At 72.3% G+C, this 16989-nt stretch carries 12 protein-coding genes; 11 read left to right on the top strand and 1 reads right to left on the bottom strand.

From position 1 onward, the window contains the following. The 6 genes from nusA (at nt 1) to truB (ending at nt 7281) form a co-directional block, all read left to right on the top strand. Nucleotides 1-1002, top strand: a complete 1002-nt coding sequence (gene nusA / locus ACXET9_RS01510) for a transcription termination factor NusA (protein ID WP_457884200.1) — start codon at nt 1-3, stop codon at nt 1000-1002. 229 nt (nt 1003-1231) lie between these two features. Next, nucleotides 1232-1534, top strand: coding sequence for a YlxR family protein (locus ACXET9_RS01505; RefSeq protein ID WP_457884198.1), 303 nt, complete (start codon nt 1232-1234; stop codon nt 1532-1534). A gap of 96 nt (nt 1535-1630) precedes the next feature. Beyond that, on the top strand, nt 1631-4543 hold the full coding sequence (infB, locus tag ACXET9_RS01500; protein ID WP_457884196.1) for a translation initiation factor IF-2: 2913 nt from the start codon (nt 1631-1633) through the stop codon (nt 4541-4543). A gap of 76 nt (nt 4544-4619) precedes the next feature. Continuing rightward, complete coding sequence (locus tag ACXET9_RS01495; protein ID WP_457884194.1) at nt 4620-5750, top strand: TRM11 family SAM-dependent methyltransferase; 1131 nt, start codon at nt 4620-4622, stop codon at nt 5748-5750. Next, nucleotides 5750-6298: a 30S ribosome-binding factor RbfA gene (gene rbfA, locus ACXET9_RS01490; protein ID WP_457884193.1), complete on the top strand. Its 549-nt coding sequence runs from the start codon at nt 5750-5752 to the stop codon at nt 6296-6298. The genes ACXET9_RS01495 and rbfA overlap by 1 nt, the downstream gene beginning before the upstream one ends. Further along, entirely contained in the window at nt 6295-7281 is a 987-nt protein-coding gene (gene truB / locus ACXET9_RS01485) for a tRNA pseudouridine(55) synthase TruB (RefSeq protein WP_457884191.1), read from the top strand. Before rbfA ends, truB begins: the two co-directional genes overlap by 4 nt. 163 nt (nt 7282-7444) lie before the next feature. Here the strand turns inward: truB and ACXET9_RS01480 are convergent, their stop codons facing one another. Beyond that, nucleotides 7445-8962 carry a L,D-transpeptidase family protein gene (locus ACXET9_RS01480; protein WP_457884189.1) on the bottom strand — a complete coding sequence of 506 codons (1518 nt, stop codon included), beginning with the start codon at nt 8960-8962 and terminating at the stop codon, nt 7445-7447. 415 nt (nt 8963-9377) lie between these two features. On the opposite strand from ACXET9_RS01480, the gene ACXET9_RS01475 reads away from it, so the two are divergent. The 5 genes from ACXET9_RS01475 (at nt 9378) to ACXET9_RS01455 (ending at nt 16903) form a co-directional block, all read left to right on the top strand. Further along, entirely contained in the window at nt 9378-10394 is a 1017-nt protein-coding gene (locus ACXET9_RS01475; protein WP_457884187.1) for a bifunctional riboflavin kinase/FAD synthetase, read from the top strand. Nucleotides 10395-10549: 155 nt separating this feature from the next. Then, nucleotides 10550-10819 (top strand): 30S ribosomal protein S15, encoded by a 270-nt coding sequence (rpsO, locus tag ACXET9_RS01470; protein WP_457884185.1) that lies wholly within the window; start codon nt 10550-10552, stop codon nt 10817-10819. A gap of 206 nt (nt 10820-11025) precedes the next feature. Further along, nucleotides 11026-13269, top strand: coding sequence for a polyribonucleotide nucleotidyltransferase (locus tag ACXET9_RS01465; protein ID WP_457884183.1), 2244 nt, complete (start codon nt 11026-11028; stop codon nt 13267-13269). A gap of 258 nt (nt 13270-13527) precedes the next feature. After that, on the top strand, nt 13528-15459 hold the full coding sequence (locus ACXET9_RS01460; protein WP_457884181.1) for a protein kinase domain-containing protein: 1932 nt from the start codon (nt 13528-13530) through the stop codon (nt 15457-15459). Between the two features lie 103 nt (nt 15460-15562). Next, nucleotides 15563-16903, top strand: a complete 1341-nt coding sequence (locus ACXET9_RS01455; protein WP_457884180.1) for a M16 family metallopeptidase — start codon at nt 15563-15565, stop codon at nt 16901-16903. Nucleotides 16904-16989 lie beyond the last annotated feature (86 nt).

Below are 16989 nucleotides of genomic sequence, written 5' to 3'. Positions count from 1 at the left end.
ATGGACATCGACATGGGAGCCCTGCGCGCCCTCGAGCGCGAGCGCGACATCCGCCTGCCCGTGCTGCTGGACGCCATCCGCTCGGCGCTGCACGCCGCCTACCTGCACACGGATCATCCGGTGCGGGACTCCGAGGTGATCATCGACGAGAAGACCGGCGAGGTCGCCGTCATGGCCCGCGAGCTCGACGCCGACGGCAACGTCGTCGAGGAGTGGGACGACACCCCCGAGAACTTCGGGCGGGTCGCGGCCTCGACCGCCCGTCAGGTGATCTTCCAGCGCATCCGCGATCTGGAGGACGAGGCGGTCCTGGGCGAGTACGCCGACCGCGCCGAGGACATCGTCTCGGGCATCATCCAGCAGGGCCGCGATCCGCGCATGGTCTTCGTCGACCTCGGCGGCGTCGAGGCCGTGCTCCCGCCCCATGAGCGCGTGCCGGGGGAGGACTACTCGCACGGCAAGCGCCTGCGCGCCTACGTCACCGAGGCCCGTCGCGGACCCAAGGGGCCGCAGATCACGCTCTCGCGCTCGCACCCGAACCTGGTGCGCCGCCTGTTCGCGCTCGAGGTCCCCGAGGTTGCCGACGGCACCGTCGAGATCTCCGGCCTGGCGCGCGAGGCCGGCCACCGCACCAAGATGGCCGTGCGCGCGACCGTCCCGGGGGTCAACCCCAAGGGCGCGTGCATCGGCCCGATGGGCGCCCGCGTCCGCGCGGTCATGAACGAGCTGTCCGGCGAGAAGATCGACATCGTCGACTACGACGAGGACCCCGCCGCCTACGTCGCCAACGCGCTGTCGCCCGCCCGGGTGACGAGCGTGGTCGTGATCGACGAGGTCGGTCGCGCCGTCCGCGCGACCGTCCCGGCCGCGCAGTTCTCGCTGGCGATCGGCAAGGACGGGCAGAACGCCCGCCTCGCGGCGAAGCTGACCGGATGGAAGATCGACATCCGGCCCGACGACGCCCCGGAGCCGGACGCCGGCGCGGAGTCCGCCGGCGCCTGAGGCGCTCCCCGCGGCCTCGTCGACGTCGAACGGACACCGCATCGACGCCGCACCGACGCCGCACCGGGGCGCACCGGGGCGCACCGCGCACCGGTGTGGCGCAGACCTCTCCGGTTCCCGGCCGCGGACCTCGTTCCGCTACACTGGGGAGGCTGTTCGTCCAGCGTGGAGGTCGCCCGACCGGGGGTGCCTGCATGCGGGCGGGAGCTCGGAACGGAGGCGTGGACAGGTGAACGATCCTGCGCCCCGCCGCCCCGAGCGCACGTGCGTCGGCTGCCGTCAGGCCGCCCCGCGCGATCAGCTGATGCGTCTGGTCCGGGAGTCCGCTCCCGACGGAGGCACGCCTCGCGTCCGGCTCGATCCTCGACGATCGGCCCCGGGCCGCGGAGCCTGGCTCCATCCCGATGCGTCATGCCTCGACCTCGCCCTGCGGCGGGGCGGCCTCGCCCGCTCGTTCAGGGGCGCGGTCGACACCGGACCGCTGATCCGGGACCTCGAGGCCTTCGAGCCCACCATCCAGTGGAACAGGTAGAAGACCCCATGGACATCCGATGAGTACTCGAGCATGAGCACCCTCTGGAACTAATGGTCCGCGCCCTCTTGTCGGCCGGACCGAGACAGGAGAAATGTGGCTAAGGTCCGCGTCCACGAGCTCGCCAAGGAGCTCGGACAGCCCAGCAAGGTCGTCCTGCAGAAGCTGCAGGACATGGGCGAGTTCGTCCGTTCCGCTTCGTCGACCATCGAAGCACCCGTCGCACGTCGGCTCCGCGGGGAGTTCCCCGCCGCCGGTGGCGACTCCGCCGCCAAGCCCGCCCCCGCTGCGAAGCCGGGCGGTGCGCCCAAGCCGGGCGGCGCCCCCAAGCCGGGATCGCCCGCCGCGGCGAAGCCCGCTCAGAAGCCTGCCCCGGCGCCCGCCCCAGAGGCTGCTGCCTCCGCGGCGCCCGCGGCGGCGCCCGCCCCTGCTCCGGCCCAGAAGCCCGCTCCGGCGGCTCCCGCGGCCTCGCAGAAGCCTGCTCCGGCGGCTCCCTCCGCTCCGACCCCCGGCCCGAAGGCGGCGGCCCCGAAGCCGGGTGCCGCACGCCCCGAGCCGGCCGCTCCCGAGCGTCCCGCCTCCCGTGCTCCCAAGCCGGGCGGCGAGCGTCCTGCGCCGCGACCGGGCGGTGCCCGTCCGGGCAACAACCCCTTCGCGACCTCGCAGGGCATGCCGCGTCCCGGCAGCCCGCGTCCCAAGCAGGGCGGTCGCGGCCCTCGCGAGGGCGGCGCCCCGCGTCCCGGCAACAACCCCTTCGCGACCTCGCAGGGCATGCCGCGTCCGGGCGGTCCCCGTCCCGCGCCGCAGCGCGACGCCCAGGGCGCCCCGCGTCCCGGCGGCCGTGACGGCGCCCCCCGTCCGGGCGGTCCCCGTCCCGGTGGTCCGCGTCCCGGTGCTCCCACGCCCGGCATCATGCGCCAGCACTCCCACGGCGGTCTCGCCGACGCCCGCCCCGGCGGCGGCGGCGAGCGCGGTCGCGGCGGGCGTCCCGGCGCGGGCGGTCGTCCCGGCGCGCCCGGCGGCGGTCCCGGTGGCGGTGGCGGCGGTCCCCGCGGCGGTCGCGGCGGTCGCGGCGCCACCCAGGGCGCCTTCGGTCGCGGCGGCAAGCCCGCGCGCTCGCGCAAGTCGAAGCGTACGAAGCGCCAGGAGTACGAGCAGATGCACGCTCCCGCTCCGGGCGGCGTGCAGATCCCTCGCGGTGACGGCGAGACGCACATCCGGCTGCGTCGCGGCGCCTCGCTGACGGACTTCGCGGATCGCATCGACGTCAACCCGGCGTCGCTGATCACCGTGCTGTTCGCGATGGGCGAGATGGCCACGGCCACCCAGTCCCTCGACGAGGACACCTTCCACCTGCTCGGGGAGGAGCTCGGCTACAAGATCGAGATCGTCTCCCCGGAGGACGAGGAGCGCGAGCTCCTCGAGCAGTTCGACATCGACCTCGATGCCGAGCTCGCCGACGAGGACGACGCCGATCGTCTGCCGCGTCCGCCGGTCGTCACGGTCATGGGCCATGTCGACCACGGCAAGACCCGACTGCTGGACACCATCCGGAAGTCCAAGGTCGGCGCGGGCGAGGCCGGCGGCATCACCCAGCACATCGGTGCGTACCAGGTCCAGGTGGAGCACGAGGGCGCGGAGCGCGCCATCACCTTCATCGACACCCCGGGTCACGAGGCCTTCACGGCCATGCGTGCCCGCGGCGCCCAGGTGACGGACATCGCGATCCTCGTGGTCGCGGCCGACGACGGCGTGATGCCCCAGACGATCGAGGCGCTCAACCACGCCCAGGCGGCGAACGTGCCGATCGTGGTCGCGGTCAACAAGGTCGACAAGCCCGAGGCGAACCCCGCGAAGATCCGCCAGCAGCTCACCGAGTACAACCTGGTGGCCGAGGAGTACGGCGGCGACACCATGTTCGTCGACGTGTCCGCTCGCGAGAACCTGAACATCGATGCGCTCCTCGAGGCCGTCCTGCTCACCGCGGACGCCTCGCTGGACCTGCGGGCCAACCCCGACAAGGACGCGCGCGGCGTGTCCATCGAGGCCAACCTGGACCGCGGTCGCGGCCCGGTGGCCACGGTGCTGATCCAGCAGGGCACCCTGCACGTCGGCGATGCGATCGTCTGCGGCGCCGGCCATGGCCGCGTCCGCGCGATGCTCGACGAGAACGGCGACGCGGTGGAGGCGGCGGGCCCGTCCCGTCCCGTCCAGGTGCTCGGTCTGACCTCGGTGCCCGGCGCCGGCGACTCGCTCCTGGTTGCCCAGGACGAGCGCACCGCCCGCCAGATCGCCGAGAAGCGCGAGGCCGCCAAGCGCGCCGCGTCGCTGTCGAGGGCCCGCAAGCGGATCTCCCTCGAGGACATCACCAAGCACATGGCCGACGGCAAGGTGGAGACCCTCAACCTCATCCTCAAGGGCGACGCGGCCGGTGCCGTCGAGGCCCTGGAGGAGTCCCTGCTGGGCATCGAGGTCGGCGACGAGGTGCAGCTGCGCATCATCGATCGCGGCGTCGGCGCCATCACGATGAACAACATCAACCTGGCCGTCGCCTCGGATGCCATCATCATCGGCTACAACGTGCGCGCCGAGGGCCAGAACGCGGAGTACGCCGACCGCGAGGGCGTGGAGATCAAGTACTACTCGGTCATCTACAACGCCATCGACGAGGTCGAGGCGGCCCTCAAGGGCATGCTCAAGCCGGAGTACGAGGAGGTCGAGCTCGGTTCGGCGGAGATCCGCGAGATCTTCCGCTCCTCCAAGTTCGGCAACATCGCCGGTTCGATCGTGCGCGGCGGCATCATCAAGCGCGGCGCCAAGGCGCGCATCACGCGCAACGGCGTCGTGGTCTCCGAGAACGTCGAGGTGTCCGGCCTGCGACGGTTCAAGGACGATGTCACCGAGGTCCGCGAGGGCTACGAGTGCGGCATCAACCTGGGCTCCTACAACGATCTGCAGCTCGGCGACGTCATCACGACGTACGAGATGCAGGAGAAGCCCCGCATCTGATCACCCTCGGTCCGGGCGCCGCGCGAGCGGCGCCCGGACCTCGTGAACGGGAAGCGAGACGATCATGGGCCGACGGGTGCTGGTGCTGCGAGCCCCGTCGGCCAATCGCGTCTACGCCGAGGCCGCCGGCCGGCTCGTGCTCACCGAGGCCCGCTGGGTCCTGGGGGCACGGATCGCCGGCGGTCTCGCCGTGCGCGAACGCATCGTCGGCGGCATGGATGCTCTCGAGATCGAGCTCCCGACGGCCGACGGTCCCGACGCGACCGGCCCCGAGGCGGCGGGCGCGCTCGACGAGCGCACCCTGCGGCTCCTCGGCAGCCTCTCGGGAACGCTCGGCGTGCTCGAGATCGTCGACGGCGGAGACGTCGCGGACGAGCTCCTGCGGCCCCTGGACCCACCGGTGCCGCTGCGGCATCCGAGCGATCTGGAGACGATCCTCAAGTACCCGGGCAAGACCAACGAGCAGTTCACCGCGCTGATGATCAACCTGGGCGCGGCGCTCAGCACTCGTCGCGACGCCCTCTTCGACGGGACCCTGCGCCTGCTCGATCCGATGTGCGGGCGCGGCACCACCCTGAACCGGGCGCTGCGCCTGGGGCTCAGCCCCGTCGGCGCGGAGATCGACCGCAAGGACGTCGAGGCGTACCGCACCTTCCTGTCCACCTGGCTGCGCAGCCATCGCTACAAGCACACCGTCGACGCCGGGCGGCTGGCCGTGCGCGGCACGGTCCTCGGCACCCGGGTCGACGTCGAGCTCGCCGAGGATCGGCAGGCCCAGCGCGACGGACGGTCGCAGACCCTGACGCTGCTCGGCTGCGATACGCGCGAGCTCGGGGGCCTGCTTCCGGATCGTTCGATCGACGTCATCGTCGCGGACCTCCCGTACGGGGTCCAGCACGGCGGACGGGGCGGCTCCGGGTGGAGCCGGTCCCCGCTCGAGGTGCTCGCCGAGGCCGCACCGCCCTGGCGTCGGCTCCTGCGCGACGGCGGCGCCATGGTGCTCGCGGTGAACCGGCATACGCTGGCCCACGACGACGCGAGCGCGGTCCTCGCCGATGCCGGTCTCCGCGTCGTCAGCCCCGACGGCGCCTTCCGCCACCGCGTCGACCAGTCCATCGACCGCGACATCCTGCTCGCGGTCCCCGCCGACCACCCCCGTCTCGAGGAGCTCACCGCCCTCGGCACCGACTCCGAGAGGATCCGCTGATGAGCGACAACCCCCGTTCCCGCCGTCTGGCCAACCGCATCCGCCAGATCGTGGCGACGATGCTCGACACCCGTGTGAAGGACCCGCGCCTGGGGACCGTCACCATCACCGATGTCCGCGTGACCGGCGATCTCCAGCACGCGACCGTGTTCTACACGGTCTTCGGCAGCGATGAGGAGCGCGAGGGCACCGCTGCGGCCCTCCGCAGCGCCACCGGTCTCCTGCGCAGCGAGGTCGGCAAGCAGACCGGCGTGCGCCTGACCCCGTCCCTGGAGTTCGTGCTCGACGCGATCCCGGAGAACGCCCGGGCGATCGACGACCTCCTGGTCATGGCTCGCCATCGCGATGCCGAGCTGGCTCGCACGAAGGAGGGCGCGTCCTTCGCGGGCGAGGCCGATCCGTACCGGGTCCCGCACGACGAGCACGTCGAGGACGATGATCTCGACGACGATTACGATCTCGACGGCGATCGCGACGACGCCGAGAGCCCCGACGGGGCGGGCGAGGATGCATCGCCGGAGGCGGCCGACGAGGACCCGCGCGCGTGAGCACCCTGCACGGAGGGCGGCGGGATCCCGCCGCCCCCGCGCCGCACGGCATCCTGCTCGTCGACAAGGCCGCCGGACGCACGAGCCACGACGTCGTCGCCCGTGTCCGGTGGCTGCTCGGCACGAAGAAGGTCGGCCATGCGGGAACCCTCGACCCGATGGCCACGGGCCTGCTCGTGCTCGGCGTCGGCCAGGGGACGAGGCTCCTCACGCAGCTGGTGGGGCTCGACAAGGTCTACGCTGCGACGATCCGCCTCGGGCTCGCGACGACGACCGATGACGCCGAGGGCGAGCCCCTCGGCGAGCCCGTCGACGCCACCGACCTGACCGCACGAGCGATCGAGGAGGGGATCGATGCGCTCCGGGGGGACATCCAGCAGGTGCCCTCGACGGTGAGTGCGATCAAGATCGACGGCAAGCGCGCCTATGCGCGAGCACGTGCGGGGGAGGACGTCGAGCTCGCCCCCCGACCCGTGACGATCCGCCGCTTCGAGACCACCGCGCTGCGCGCCGTCGGCCCCTTCGTCGACATCGACGTGGTGGTCGCCTGCACCTCGGGCACCTATGTGCGCGCCCTCGCGCGCGACCTCGGACGGGCGCTCGGCGTCGGCGGCCACCTCACCGCGCTGCGTCGCACGGAGGTCGGGCCGTTCCAGGTGGAGGATGCCGCCCTCGTCCCGGGACGCGGGGAGGGCGATGACGTCGAGCTGCCGCTCGCGGGACTGGGCGCGACGGCCGCGCGCGTGCTCGCCGGGATCCTCGTGGACGACGCCGGCGCCGCCGACCTCGCCCATGGCAAGCGGATCTCCCGAGCGTCGGCGACCGGCCCCGTGGAGCCCGCGCATCCGGTGCCCCGGGCGAAGGACGGCGGGGAGCGGCCCGTCGCGGCCCTGGACCGCCAGGGCCGGCTGTGCGCCCTCGTGCACCGGGAGCGGACCGCCTGGGCGCCCGACGTCGTGATCCCGCCCGACGCACGCAGCTGATGACGACGCGCACCGCGCACGACGGCTGACGGGAACGGACGGCTCTCGACGGAACGGACGGGACCCGACGGGACGGACAGGGAGAGGGCCTCACCGGTATGCACCGGTGAGGCCCTCTCTCAGATCGTCATCGCGCGCCGGGCGCTGGACGTTCCCGAAGGTCTCAGTAATGGACCTCGACGCGGGTGCCGATCGACGCCCAGTTGTACAGCCACTTGGCGTCGGACACGGACATGTTGATGCATCCGTGGGAGCCGGAGTAGCCGAAGGAGGAGCGCCAGGGCGCCCCGTGGAAGGCGTAGCCGCGGTAGAAGTACTGCACCCAGGGGACGTCCTCGGTGTAGTAGTAGCGCGGGTCGTCCTCGGAGATCTTGCCGGCGTTCGTCATGTCCTGCATGTCGTACCGCAGGTAGATCTCGTAGCTGCCGGTGACGGTCTCGTAGCCGGACTTCCCGTCGACCATCGAGCGGGGCCCGAACACGGCGGTGGTGCCGACATAGGCGGTGACCGTCTTCGCGGTGAGGTCGACGTCGATCCACTTCTCGCCCGTGGCCGTGGCCGCGTCGGAGCTCTCGCCGGCCTCGGTGACCTCGGTGGGCTCCGTCTGCTTCGGCGCGTCGATCTGGTCGACGGTCGCGGCGACGGCCTGGGATTCGAAGGCGGTCTCGAGCGGCGTGGCGTCGGTCAGGGAGGCGATGATCTGGTCCGCGACCGCGTCGCCGTTGGTGACCTCGACGCCGTCCTGCTTCTCGGAGACGACCTTGACGACCGTGCCGTCCTCGTCGACCTGCTCGATCCCGTTCTTGGGATCGTGGTTGCGCTTCTCCACCCGCTCGGCGACCCAGGCCCGGATCGCATCCTCGTCGACGGAGACGACCAGGGACTCGCCGGCCTCGTCGGGGGCGACCGACAGCCACGAGCTGCGGCGATCGGCATCGATCTCGAGTATCTCGCCGTCGGGATCCGTGATCTGCATGTCCTGCGTGAGCAGGGCGTCGACGGAGTCGACGGCGGACTGCGCATCGGCGGTCGTGATGGAGGGGGAGATGTCCTCGAAGGGCTGGTCGACCGAGAAGTCCTCGAGCGCGCCGGCCTGGGCCGTCACGGTCTCGACGAACTGCGTCGGGTCCACGCCCTGGCCGTCGGAGCCCTCGACGACGGACCAGGTGCCCGTCTCCTCGTCGTAGGCGACGGAGGCGTCGACCGGGACCGTCCGGTCATCGGGCACGAGGCTCTTCGCGAAGGTCGCGACGGCCGCCTCGTCGACGGTGACGACCGGGGTGATGGCCCGCTCGCCCGACCAGGTGGAGGCGAGCACTGCGCCGACCCCGTCCTCGCCGTCGAGAGCGGCGGCGGCCGTGGCCGCGCCGTCGACGGTCACGCCGAGATCGGCGAGGGAGACCTCCTGGGAGTTCCCCCCGGCGGTCACGGTGACGGTGACGTCGGCCCCCCGCTCGTCGACGAGCTGCGCGATCTCCTCCGGCGTCCTGCCGCTGACGTCCTGCCCCAGCACCGTGGTGCCCGGGAGCGCCTTGCCGTCGAACTGCTTGGCGTACGCCAGGGCGCCGCCGGTGAGCAGGATCGCGAGGACCGCGAGGATCGCGACGATCACGAGCGCCGCCCGGCGGCGGCCAGCGGGGCGGGTGCCGCCCGCTGCGGCCGTATCGGTCACGTTCGTCATGGTGTCGTTCCGTTCCTGGCGGCCAGCGCGTCGACCTCGCGGATGCGAGGTGCGGACAGGGTCCTTCCCGGGTGCCGCCGTCCCGCCAACGATACCGGAATGTGGTATTCGCGCACGCTGACGACCCCTCCGATGTTCGTCACAACTCGGGCACATCCGGGCGCAAGGGACAGGAGTCCTGGACCGTCGCGAGGGCGTCCGGACGCCGTGCGGACTCCGGGAGGGATTCGCGGGAGGGACTCGGGAGGGCTCCGGGCGGGCTCCGTGCGGCGTCGGGGGCTACAGTGTTCCCCGGCGTCCGGACGTAGAGTCCGGACGCGCTGCATCCGCATCACGTCCGTCGCGCCCGCCGCGACGGGGACCGCCCTCCGCAACGCGCCGGGCGCGACCAGCACCCGGAAGGACCCTGCCGCCCGTGAGCCGCACCCCGATCTGGCATTCCCTGCAGGAGGTGCCCGGCGACCTCGGTCCGACGGCGGTGTCCATCGGCAACTACGACGGGGTCCACCGCGGGCATCGCTACGTGCTCTCGCAGCTCGCCCGGCATGCCGAGGCCCGCTCGCTGACGCCGGTCGCCCTCACCTTCTGGCCCCACCCGCGCCATGTGATGGTCGAGCCCGGCGTGCCGCCGCTGCTCACCGGGCACGAGGATCGCGACCGCCTGCTGCTGCTCGCCGGCATGGGCGGCGTCCTCGACATCGACTTCACGCGCGAGTTCGCCCAGTACTCGCCGGAGGACTTCGTGCGCGTCTTCCTCGTCGAGGGCCTGGGCGCGAAGTGCGTGGTGCTCGGGGAGGACGCCCTGTTCGGCCGCGCCAACGCCGGGAACATCGGGACCATGCGCGAGCTCGGGGCGATCTACGGATTCGACGTCGTCACGGTCGCGGACCTCGGTCCGTCGGGCGAGGGCAGCGGACGGATCTCCTCCTCGGCGATCCGCACGGCGCTGCTGGCGGGGGACGTGGCCGACGCCGCGGGCATGCTCGGCCGGCTCCACACCGTCACCGACGTGGTCCATCGCGGGCACCAGCGAGGTCGCGAGCTCGGGTTCCCGACCGCGAACCTGGGGCCGGCGCCGCAGGGCCTGATCCCGGCCGACGGCGTCTACGCGGGCTATCTCACCGTCGTCGAGCAGGATCCGTCCCACCGGGGCACCGCGCCGCTCGCGGGCGTCCCGGCGAGCATCTCCATCGGCACGAACCCGACCTTCACGGCTGCGGGCGCTCCCCGTCGGACGGTCGAGGCCTATGTGCACGACGACCACACGCTCGACCTCTACGGCGACACGGTCCGCCTGGAGTTCGTGGACTTCCAGCGGCCGACGCTGAAGTTCGACTCGCTCGAGAGCCTGGTCGAGCAGATGCAGGCCGACGTCGAGGTGACCCGCCGCACTCTCGCCGAGAGCGCCTCCCAGTCCTCGTCGGACGACTGATACGCTGGTCGGTGCCGTCCATTCGGCCGCGGAGAGCTCTCCGTGCACACCGCGGATCCGCGCCCTCTCGGGACGGGTCCGCGATGCGCGAGAGCTCGTCCAGAGAGCCCGGGGGAGCAGCCCCCGGCGCGCCGCGCAACGACCAGAGGAGAGCCATGGCCTTCGATACCGCTACCAAGCAGGAGATCATCAAGGAGTACGGGACCAGCGAGGGCGACACCGGCTCGCCCGAGGTCCAGATCGCGCTCCTGAGCCACCGCATCAACTACCTGACCGAGCACCTCAAGACCCACAAGCACGACCACCACACCCGTCGTGGTCTGATGCTCATGGTCGGTCAGCGCAAGCGCCTTCTGCAGTACCTGCAGCGGGTCGACATCGAGCGCTACCGTTCGCTGATCAAGCGACTCGGCATCCGCCGGTGACGAACGCCGCCGCCCGCCCCTCGGGGCGGGCGGCGGTTCCCTGTTCCGCCCCGGCGGGACGACGACGCCCCGCCCCTCGACCAGGTTCGGTCCTCGGCAGTGACCTGCCCTCCGCCCCGGCCCTCCCCGGCCGGTTCGGAGCGCGCGTGACTGGCGATGGCCGCACCGGCGGGGGCATCCCTGTCACAAAGGAGAACCTCATGGCCATGGAAGGCCCTGACATCACCGCGACCACCGCTGTCATCGACAACGGCTCCTTCGGCCGTCGCGAGATCCGCTTCGAGACCGGTCGGCTGGCCCAGCAGGCCGCCGGCGCCGTCGCCGTCTACCTCGACGACGACACGATGGTCTTCTCCGCGACCGCGGTCTCGAACCGTCCCAAGGACCAGTTCGACTTCTTCCCGCTGACGGTCGACGTCGAGGAGCGCATGTACGCCGCGGGCCGCATCCCCGGCTCGTTCTTCCGCCGCGAGGGGCGCCCGGGCACGGACGCGATCCTCGCCGCCCGCCTCACCGACCGCCCGCTGCGTCCGGCCTTCGTGAAGGGCCTGCGCAACGAGGTCCAGGTCGTCCTGACGGTCATGTCCTGCGGTCCCGACGACGCGTACGACGTGGTCGGCATCAACGGCGCCTCCGCCTCGACGCAGATCTCCGGCCTGCCCTTCTCGGGCCCGATCGGCGCCGTGCGCATCGCGCTCATGCCGACCGCCCAGGGCGGCCAGTGGGTCGCGTTCCCGACCTTCACGCAGCTGGACGAGGCCGTCTTCTCGATGGTCGTCGCCGGCCGCATCGTCGAGGACGACGTCGCGATCATGATGGTCGAGGCCGAGGCCACCGACAACTCCTGGACGCTGATCAAGGAGCAGGGCGCGATCGCTCCCACCGAGGAGATCGTCGCCGAGGGCCTCGAGGCCTCCAAGGTCTTCATCCGCTCCCTCTGCGAGGCGCAGGCCGAGCTCGCCGCGACCGCCGCCAAGCCGGTCCGCGAGTTCCCGCTGTTCCTCGACTACCAGGACGACTCCTTCGAGATCGTCGCGGGCGCCGCGACCGACCGCCTCGCCGAGGTCATGTCGATCGCCGCGAAGCAGGAGCGCGAGGAGCGCACGGAGGAGCTGCTGGCCGAGATCGTCGCCGAGCTCGGCGGCGAGGGCAAGCCGCTCGAGGGCCGCGAGAAGGAGATCTCGGGAGCCTTCCGCGCGCTGACCAAGAAGGTCGTGCGCCAGAAGGTCCTCACCGACGGCGTCCGCATCGACGGCCGCGGCCTGCGCGACATCCGTGCGCTGTCCGCCGAGGTCGAGGTCCTTCCGCGCGTGCACGGCTCCGCCCTCTTCCAGCGCGGCGAGACCCAGATCCTGGGCGTCACCACGCTGAACATGCTCAAGATGGAGCAGCAGATCGACTCGCTCTCGCCGGTCGACCACAAGCGCTACATCCACCACTACAACTTCCCGCCGTATTCCACCGGCGAGACCGGCCGCGTGGGCTCCCCGAAGCGCCGCGAGATCGGCCACGGCATGCTCGCCGAGCGCGCCCTGGTGCCGGTCCTGCCGACGCGCGAGGAGTTCCCCTACGCCATCCGCCAGGTGTCCGAGGCGCTCGGCTCCAACGGCTCGACGTCGATGGGCTCCGTGTGCGCCTCGACGCTCGCGCTGCTCAACGCGGGCGTGCCGCTGCGCGCTCCCGTCGCGGGCATCGCCATGGGCCTGATCTCGGACTCCGTGGACGGCGAGACCCGCTATGCGGCGCTCACCGACATCCTCGGCGCCGAGGACGCCTTCGGCGACATGGACTTCAAGGTCGCCGGCACCTCCGAGTTCGTCACCGCGATCCAGCTCGACACCAAGCTCGACGGCATCCCCGCCTCGGTCCTGGCCTCGGCGCTGTCGCAGGCCCGCGAGGCCCGCCTCGCGATCCTGGACGTCCTCACGCAGGCGATCGACGTGCCCGACGAGATGAGCCCGAACGCCCCGCGCGTCATCGCGGTGACCATCCCCGTCGACAAGATCGGCGCGGTCATCGGCCCGAAGGGCCAGATGATCAACCAGATCCAGGACGACACGGGCGCGGACATCACGATCGAGGACGACGGCACCGTGTACATCGGCGCGACCGACGGCCCGTCCGCGGAGGCCGCCCGTGCGGCCGTCAATGCGATCGCGAACCCGATGGTCCCCGAGGTCGGCGAGCGCTACCTCGGCACCGTCGTGCGCGTGGTCGACTTCGGCGCCTTCGTGTCCCTGACCCCCGGCAAGGACGGTCTGCTGCACGTCACCCAGCTGCGCAAGCTCAACGGCGGCAAGCGGGTCGACAGCGTCGAGGACGTCGTGAAGGTCGGTCAGAAGATCGAGGTCGAGATCCGCGAGATCGACGCCCGCGGCAAGATCAGCCTCGCCGTGCCCGAGGACGACGAGGAGGCCCCCGCGGCCGAGGAGTCGACCGAGGGCGAGTGACCTCGTCGCGGGCTCCTGAGGCCCGCGGCGGCAGCGCGTCCTGCGCACCGCGACCAGCGCCCCGGCGGGCGGCATCCTGCGATGCCCCCGCCGGGGCGCTCTCGCGTCCGGAGTCCGGAGCGGCCCGCCGACGGGATGGGCGCTGGCTAGACTGTCCCCGCTCGGGGTGGGCGGCGATCCGGCCCGTCTCCACCGGGCTCGATGCTCATGCGGCGCGAGACCAGTCCGCCCGCCCCGCCGAGGACCCGTGAGGACGCTATGAACGATCGACCGCTCGGCAGCCGCTACGTGCTCGGGGAGCGCATGGGCTCCGGGGGCATGGGCGACGTCTTCCGCGCGCGGACCCTCGAGGGCGACGAGGTCGCCGTCAAGATCCTCCGCTCGCAGCTGACGGAGGATCGGGAGCTGGTGCCGCGCTTCGTCGGCGAGCGCACGGCGATGCTCGCGGTCCGGAGCCCGCATGTGGTGAAGGTGCTCGACATGGTGGTCGAGGGCAGCACCCTGGCGATCGTGATGGAGCTCGTGCGCGGGCGGGATCTCGCGGTCGTGCGACGGACCGTCGGCACCCTTCCCGCCGGCGAGGTCGCGCGCCTCGGCGGAGCGATCGCCCGCGGGATGCAGGCGGTGCATGCGGCGGGGATCGTCCACCGGGATCTGAAGCCCGCGAACATCCTGCTGGACGAGACGGTGTCGCCCCCGCGCCCTGCGGTCGCCGACTTCGGCGTCGCGCGCATCTGCGAGGACGGCGAGGACAACAGCCTCACCGTGCAGGCGGGGACCAGCGCCTACATGTCGCCGGAGCAGATCCGCGGGCGCGGCATCACCCCGGCCTCGGACGTCTACTCGCTCGGCGTGCTCCTCTACGAGGTGCTGTGCGGCACCGTCCCCTTCCGCGGCGGCGTCCTGGACGTGATGCGGATGCATCAGGAGATGGCGCCCGGTCGGCCCGAGGGCCTGCACGACGGGCTCTGGCACCTCCTGGACGCGATGATGGCCAAGGACCCTGCACGGCGTCCCACCATGGCCGAGACCGAGGCGGAGCTGACCCGCCTCCTGCCCGCCCTGGCCCCGGTTCCGGCGCTGCGGCCGCTGACGGCGCCGCCGGCCCCGGTGCCGCTCGCGGCCGTCGGACCCGATGCGGATGCCACGCGCGTGCGCGACGATGAGGCGGCGGCCGCCGCCCGGGCCGCCGCAGCGGCGGCGGGTGCCGGGACAGCCGGGGGCGGGGCGCTGGGCGCCACGGGGCCGACGGCGCCGCTCCCGCCCGAGCCGCCGACGGGACGGCGCGGCCGCTGGAAGCTCGTGGCCGCGGCCCTGGTGGTCGTCGTGGCCCTGGTGGGCATCGGCGGAGGCTACGCCTATCTGCGTCTGACCTCCGACGGGGATGCCGCGTTCGCGAGCGGCTCCGCATCCGAGGGGACGACCGATCCGGAGTCCTCGGAGGCCGGCACGGAGCCCGTCGCGGAGACCGCTGCGACGTCGGCGGAGGAGACCTCGGAGGCGGCGCAGGCCGCGACGACCTCCGCCTCGCCGAGCGCCGAGGAGGTCGCGACGATGCCCGACCTCGTGGGGCAGAACGAGGCCCGCGCCCGGCAGGCGCTGCCGGACGACGTGGAGGTCGTCGTGGAGGAGGAGCTGACGGAGGACGGCACCCAGGCCGGACGGGTGCAGAGCACCGTCCCCGAGGCCGGGGAGGCGATCGGCGACGAGGTGACGCTCACCGTCGCCCGCGCCCAGTCCTCGATGCCGCTCTCCGCCGCCGCGCAGATCGACCTCGCCGACTGGGGCAAGGAGGGCGACTTCGAGACCGTCACGATGAACGGGACCCCGTACGGCGACTCCCTGGTCATCGAGAACCGGTACTACAGCGATGACAGCCCGGAGGCGGCGTTCAACCTCGCGCGGCGCTTCGACACCTTCACCTTCACGCTCGGACGCGCGGACACCGATCCGTCCGGGCAGGACGCGCGGACCGTCGAGATCTACCTGGACGACGTCAAGTACGACGCGTACGCCGTGCCGGACCTGGGGAAGACGCTGGACGTGTCGATCCCCGTCGAGGACGTGCTGCGGCTGAAGATCGTCGTCGTCTCCGAGAGCGATGACGTGAGCTTCACGCTGGGCAAGGCGACCCTCTTCGGCTCCCGCGAGAACATCGAGAAGGCCCGCCAGGAGGCCGAGGGCTCCTGAGGCCCTGCGGCGCTGCGTCCCCGCGGCCCTGCGGCCCTGCACAGCGGTTCCGCCGGTGACGAAACGCGCGGCCGGGGCCGCACGGCCGTGGAACAATCGATCGATGCCTCTCGACCTCTCCTACGACGATCCTGTCTCCGATGTGCTGCTCGACCCCGCCGCCGGGGTGCGGCGCAGCGTGCTGCCCGGAGGCGTCCGCCTGCTGACCCAGGTCGACCGCAGCGTGCGCAGCGCGACCCTCGGCCTGTGGCTCCCGGTCGGCTCGCGCGATGAGCGGCCCGAGCACGCCGGATCCACCCACTTCCTCGAGCACCTGCTGTTCAAGGGGACGCAGCGACGGTCCGCGATGGACATCGCTGCGGCCTTCGACGAGGTCGGCGGCGATTCCAACGCCGTCACCGCGAAGGAGCACACGCTCTACTACGGCCGGGTGCGCTCGGCCGACGTGCCCATGGCGATCGACGTCCTGACGGACATGATCACGGCGAGCCGCCTCGAGGAGGAGGCGCTCGTGACCGAGCGCGAGGTCATCCTCGAGGAGCTCGCCATGGCGGAGGACGATCCCGGGGACATCGGCTACGAGACCTTCCTGGCCGACGTCCTGGGGCCGGACACGGCGATCGGCCGTCCCGTCGGCGGCACCGTGGAGACCGTGTCCGCGCTGGGGATCGAGCAGGTGCGCGCCCACTTCCAGGAGCACTATCGCCCCGACAACCTGCTGGTGACCGCCGTCGGCGACATCGACCACGACGAGCTGGCCCGGCTCCTGCTGGAGGGGCTCGCCCGCGGCGGCTGGTCCCTCGAACCGGGGGCGCTGCCCGCGCGCCGTTCGCGCGCGGCGCACGCCGGGATCGGGGCTCGCGCGGCGGTGGACGGCGCGTCGGCCGCGGCGATCGTCCCGCACCGGCTCACGCGGCCGGCGGAGCAGAACCACATCTACCTCGGCGGCACCGGCCTGAGCGCCGTGAGCGGGGACCGCCACGTGCTGTCCGTGCTCATGTCGATCCTCGGCGGCGGCATGTCCTCGCGCCTGTTCCAGAACGTCCGCGAGAAGCGGGGCCTGGCGTACTCGGTGTACTCGTTCAGCGCGGCCTACCGCGACGCGGGCCTGTTCGGCATGTACGCGGCCTGTCGGCCCTCGCGCACCGACGAGGTCGTCGGCCTGCTCGCGCAGGAGCTCATGACGATGGGGGAGGAGGGCGTCGACGCGGACGAGATGCGTCGTGCGCTCGGCCAGATCACGGGCTCCTTCGCGCTGGGCCTCGAGGACACCTCCAGCCGGATGGGACGCTTCGGCACGATCGAGCTCGTCCACGGGAGATACTCGAGCGTCGACGAGACCCTCGCGCGCATCGCCGCGGTGACGCCCGACGAGGTCCGCGAGCTCGCCGCCCGTCTCTCCTCCTCCTTCTCCACGCGGGTCGACGTCGGCCCCGACGCCTGATGCACCGCCCGATGCATCGGCCGACGCATCGCCCGCCGGACGACCAGCACGCCTTCTCCGCGACCGACCGCCGACCACTCCAGAAC

It is taken from the genome of Brachybacterium netajii (SeqCode) (assembly GCF_054114245.1).
This window is presented reverse-complemented; position numbering and strand designations above follow the sequence as displayed.

Coding starts and splice junctions, on each gene's coding strand:
- ACXET9_RS01460 (WP_457884181.1), top strand. CDS start 13,528: ATGAACGATCGACCGCTCGGCAGCCGCTACGTGCTCGGGGAGCGCATG.
- ACXET9_RS01455 (WP_457884180.1), top strand. CDS start 15,563: ATGCCTCTCGACCTCTCCTACGACGATCCTGTCTCCGATGTGCTGCTC.
- ACXET9_RS01480 (WP_457884189.1), bottom strand. CDS start 8,962: ATGACGAACGTGACCGATACGGCCGCAGCGGGCGGCACCCGCCCCGCT.
- nusA (WP_457884200.1), top strand. CDS start 1: ATGGACATCGACATGGGAGCCCTGCGCGCCCTCGAGCGCGAGCGCGAC.
- rpsO (WP_457884185.1), top strand. CDS start 10,550: ATGGCCTTCGATACCGCTACCAAGCAGGAGATCATCAAGGAGTACGGG.
- rbfA (WP_457884193.1), top strand. CDS start 5,750: ATGAGCGACAACCCCCGTTCCCGCCGTCTGGCCAACCGCATCCGCCAG.
- ACXET9_RS01465 (WP_457884183.1), top strand. CDS start 11,026: ATGGAAGGCCCTGACATCACCGCGACCACCGCTGTCATCGACAACGGC.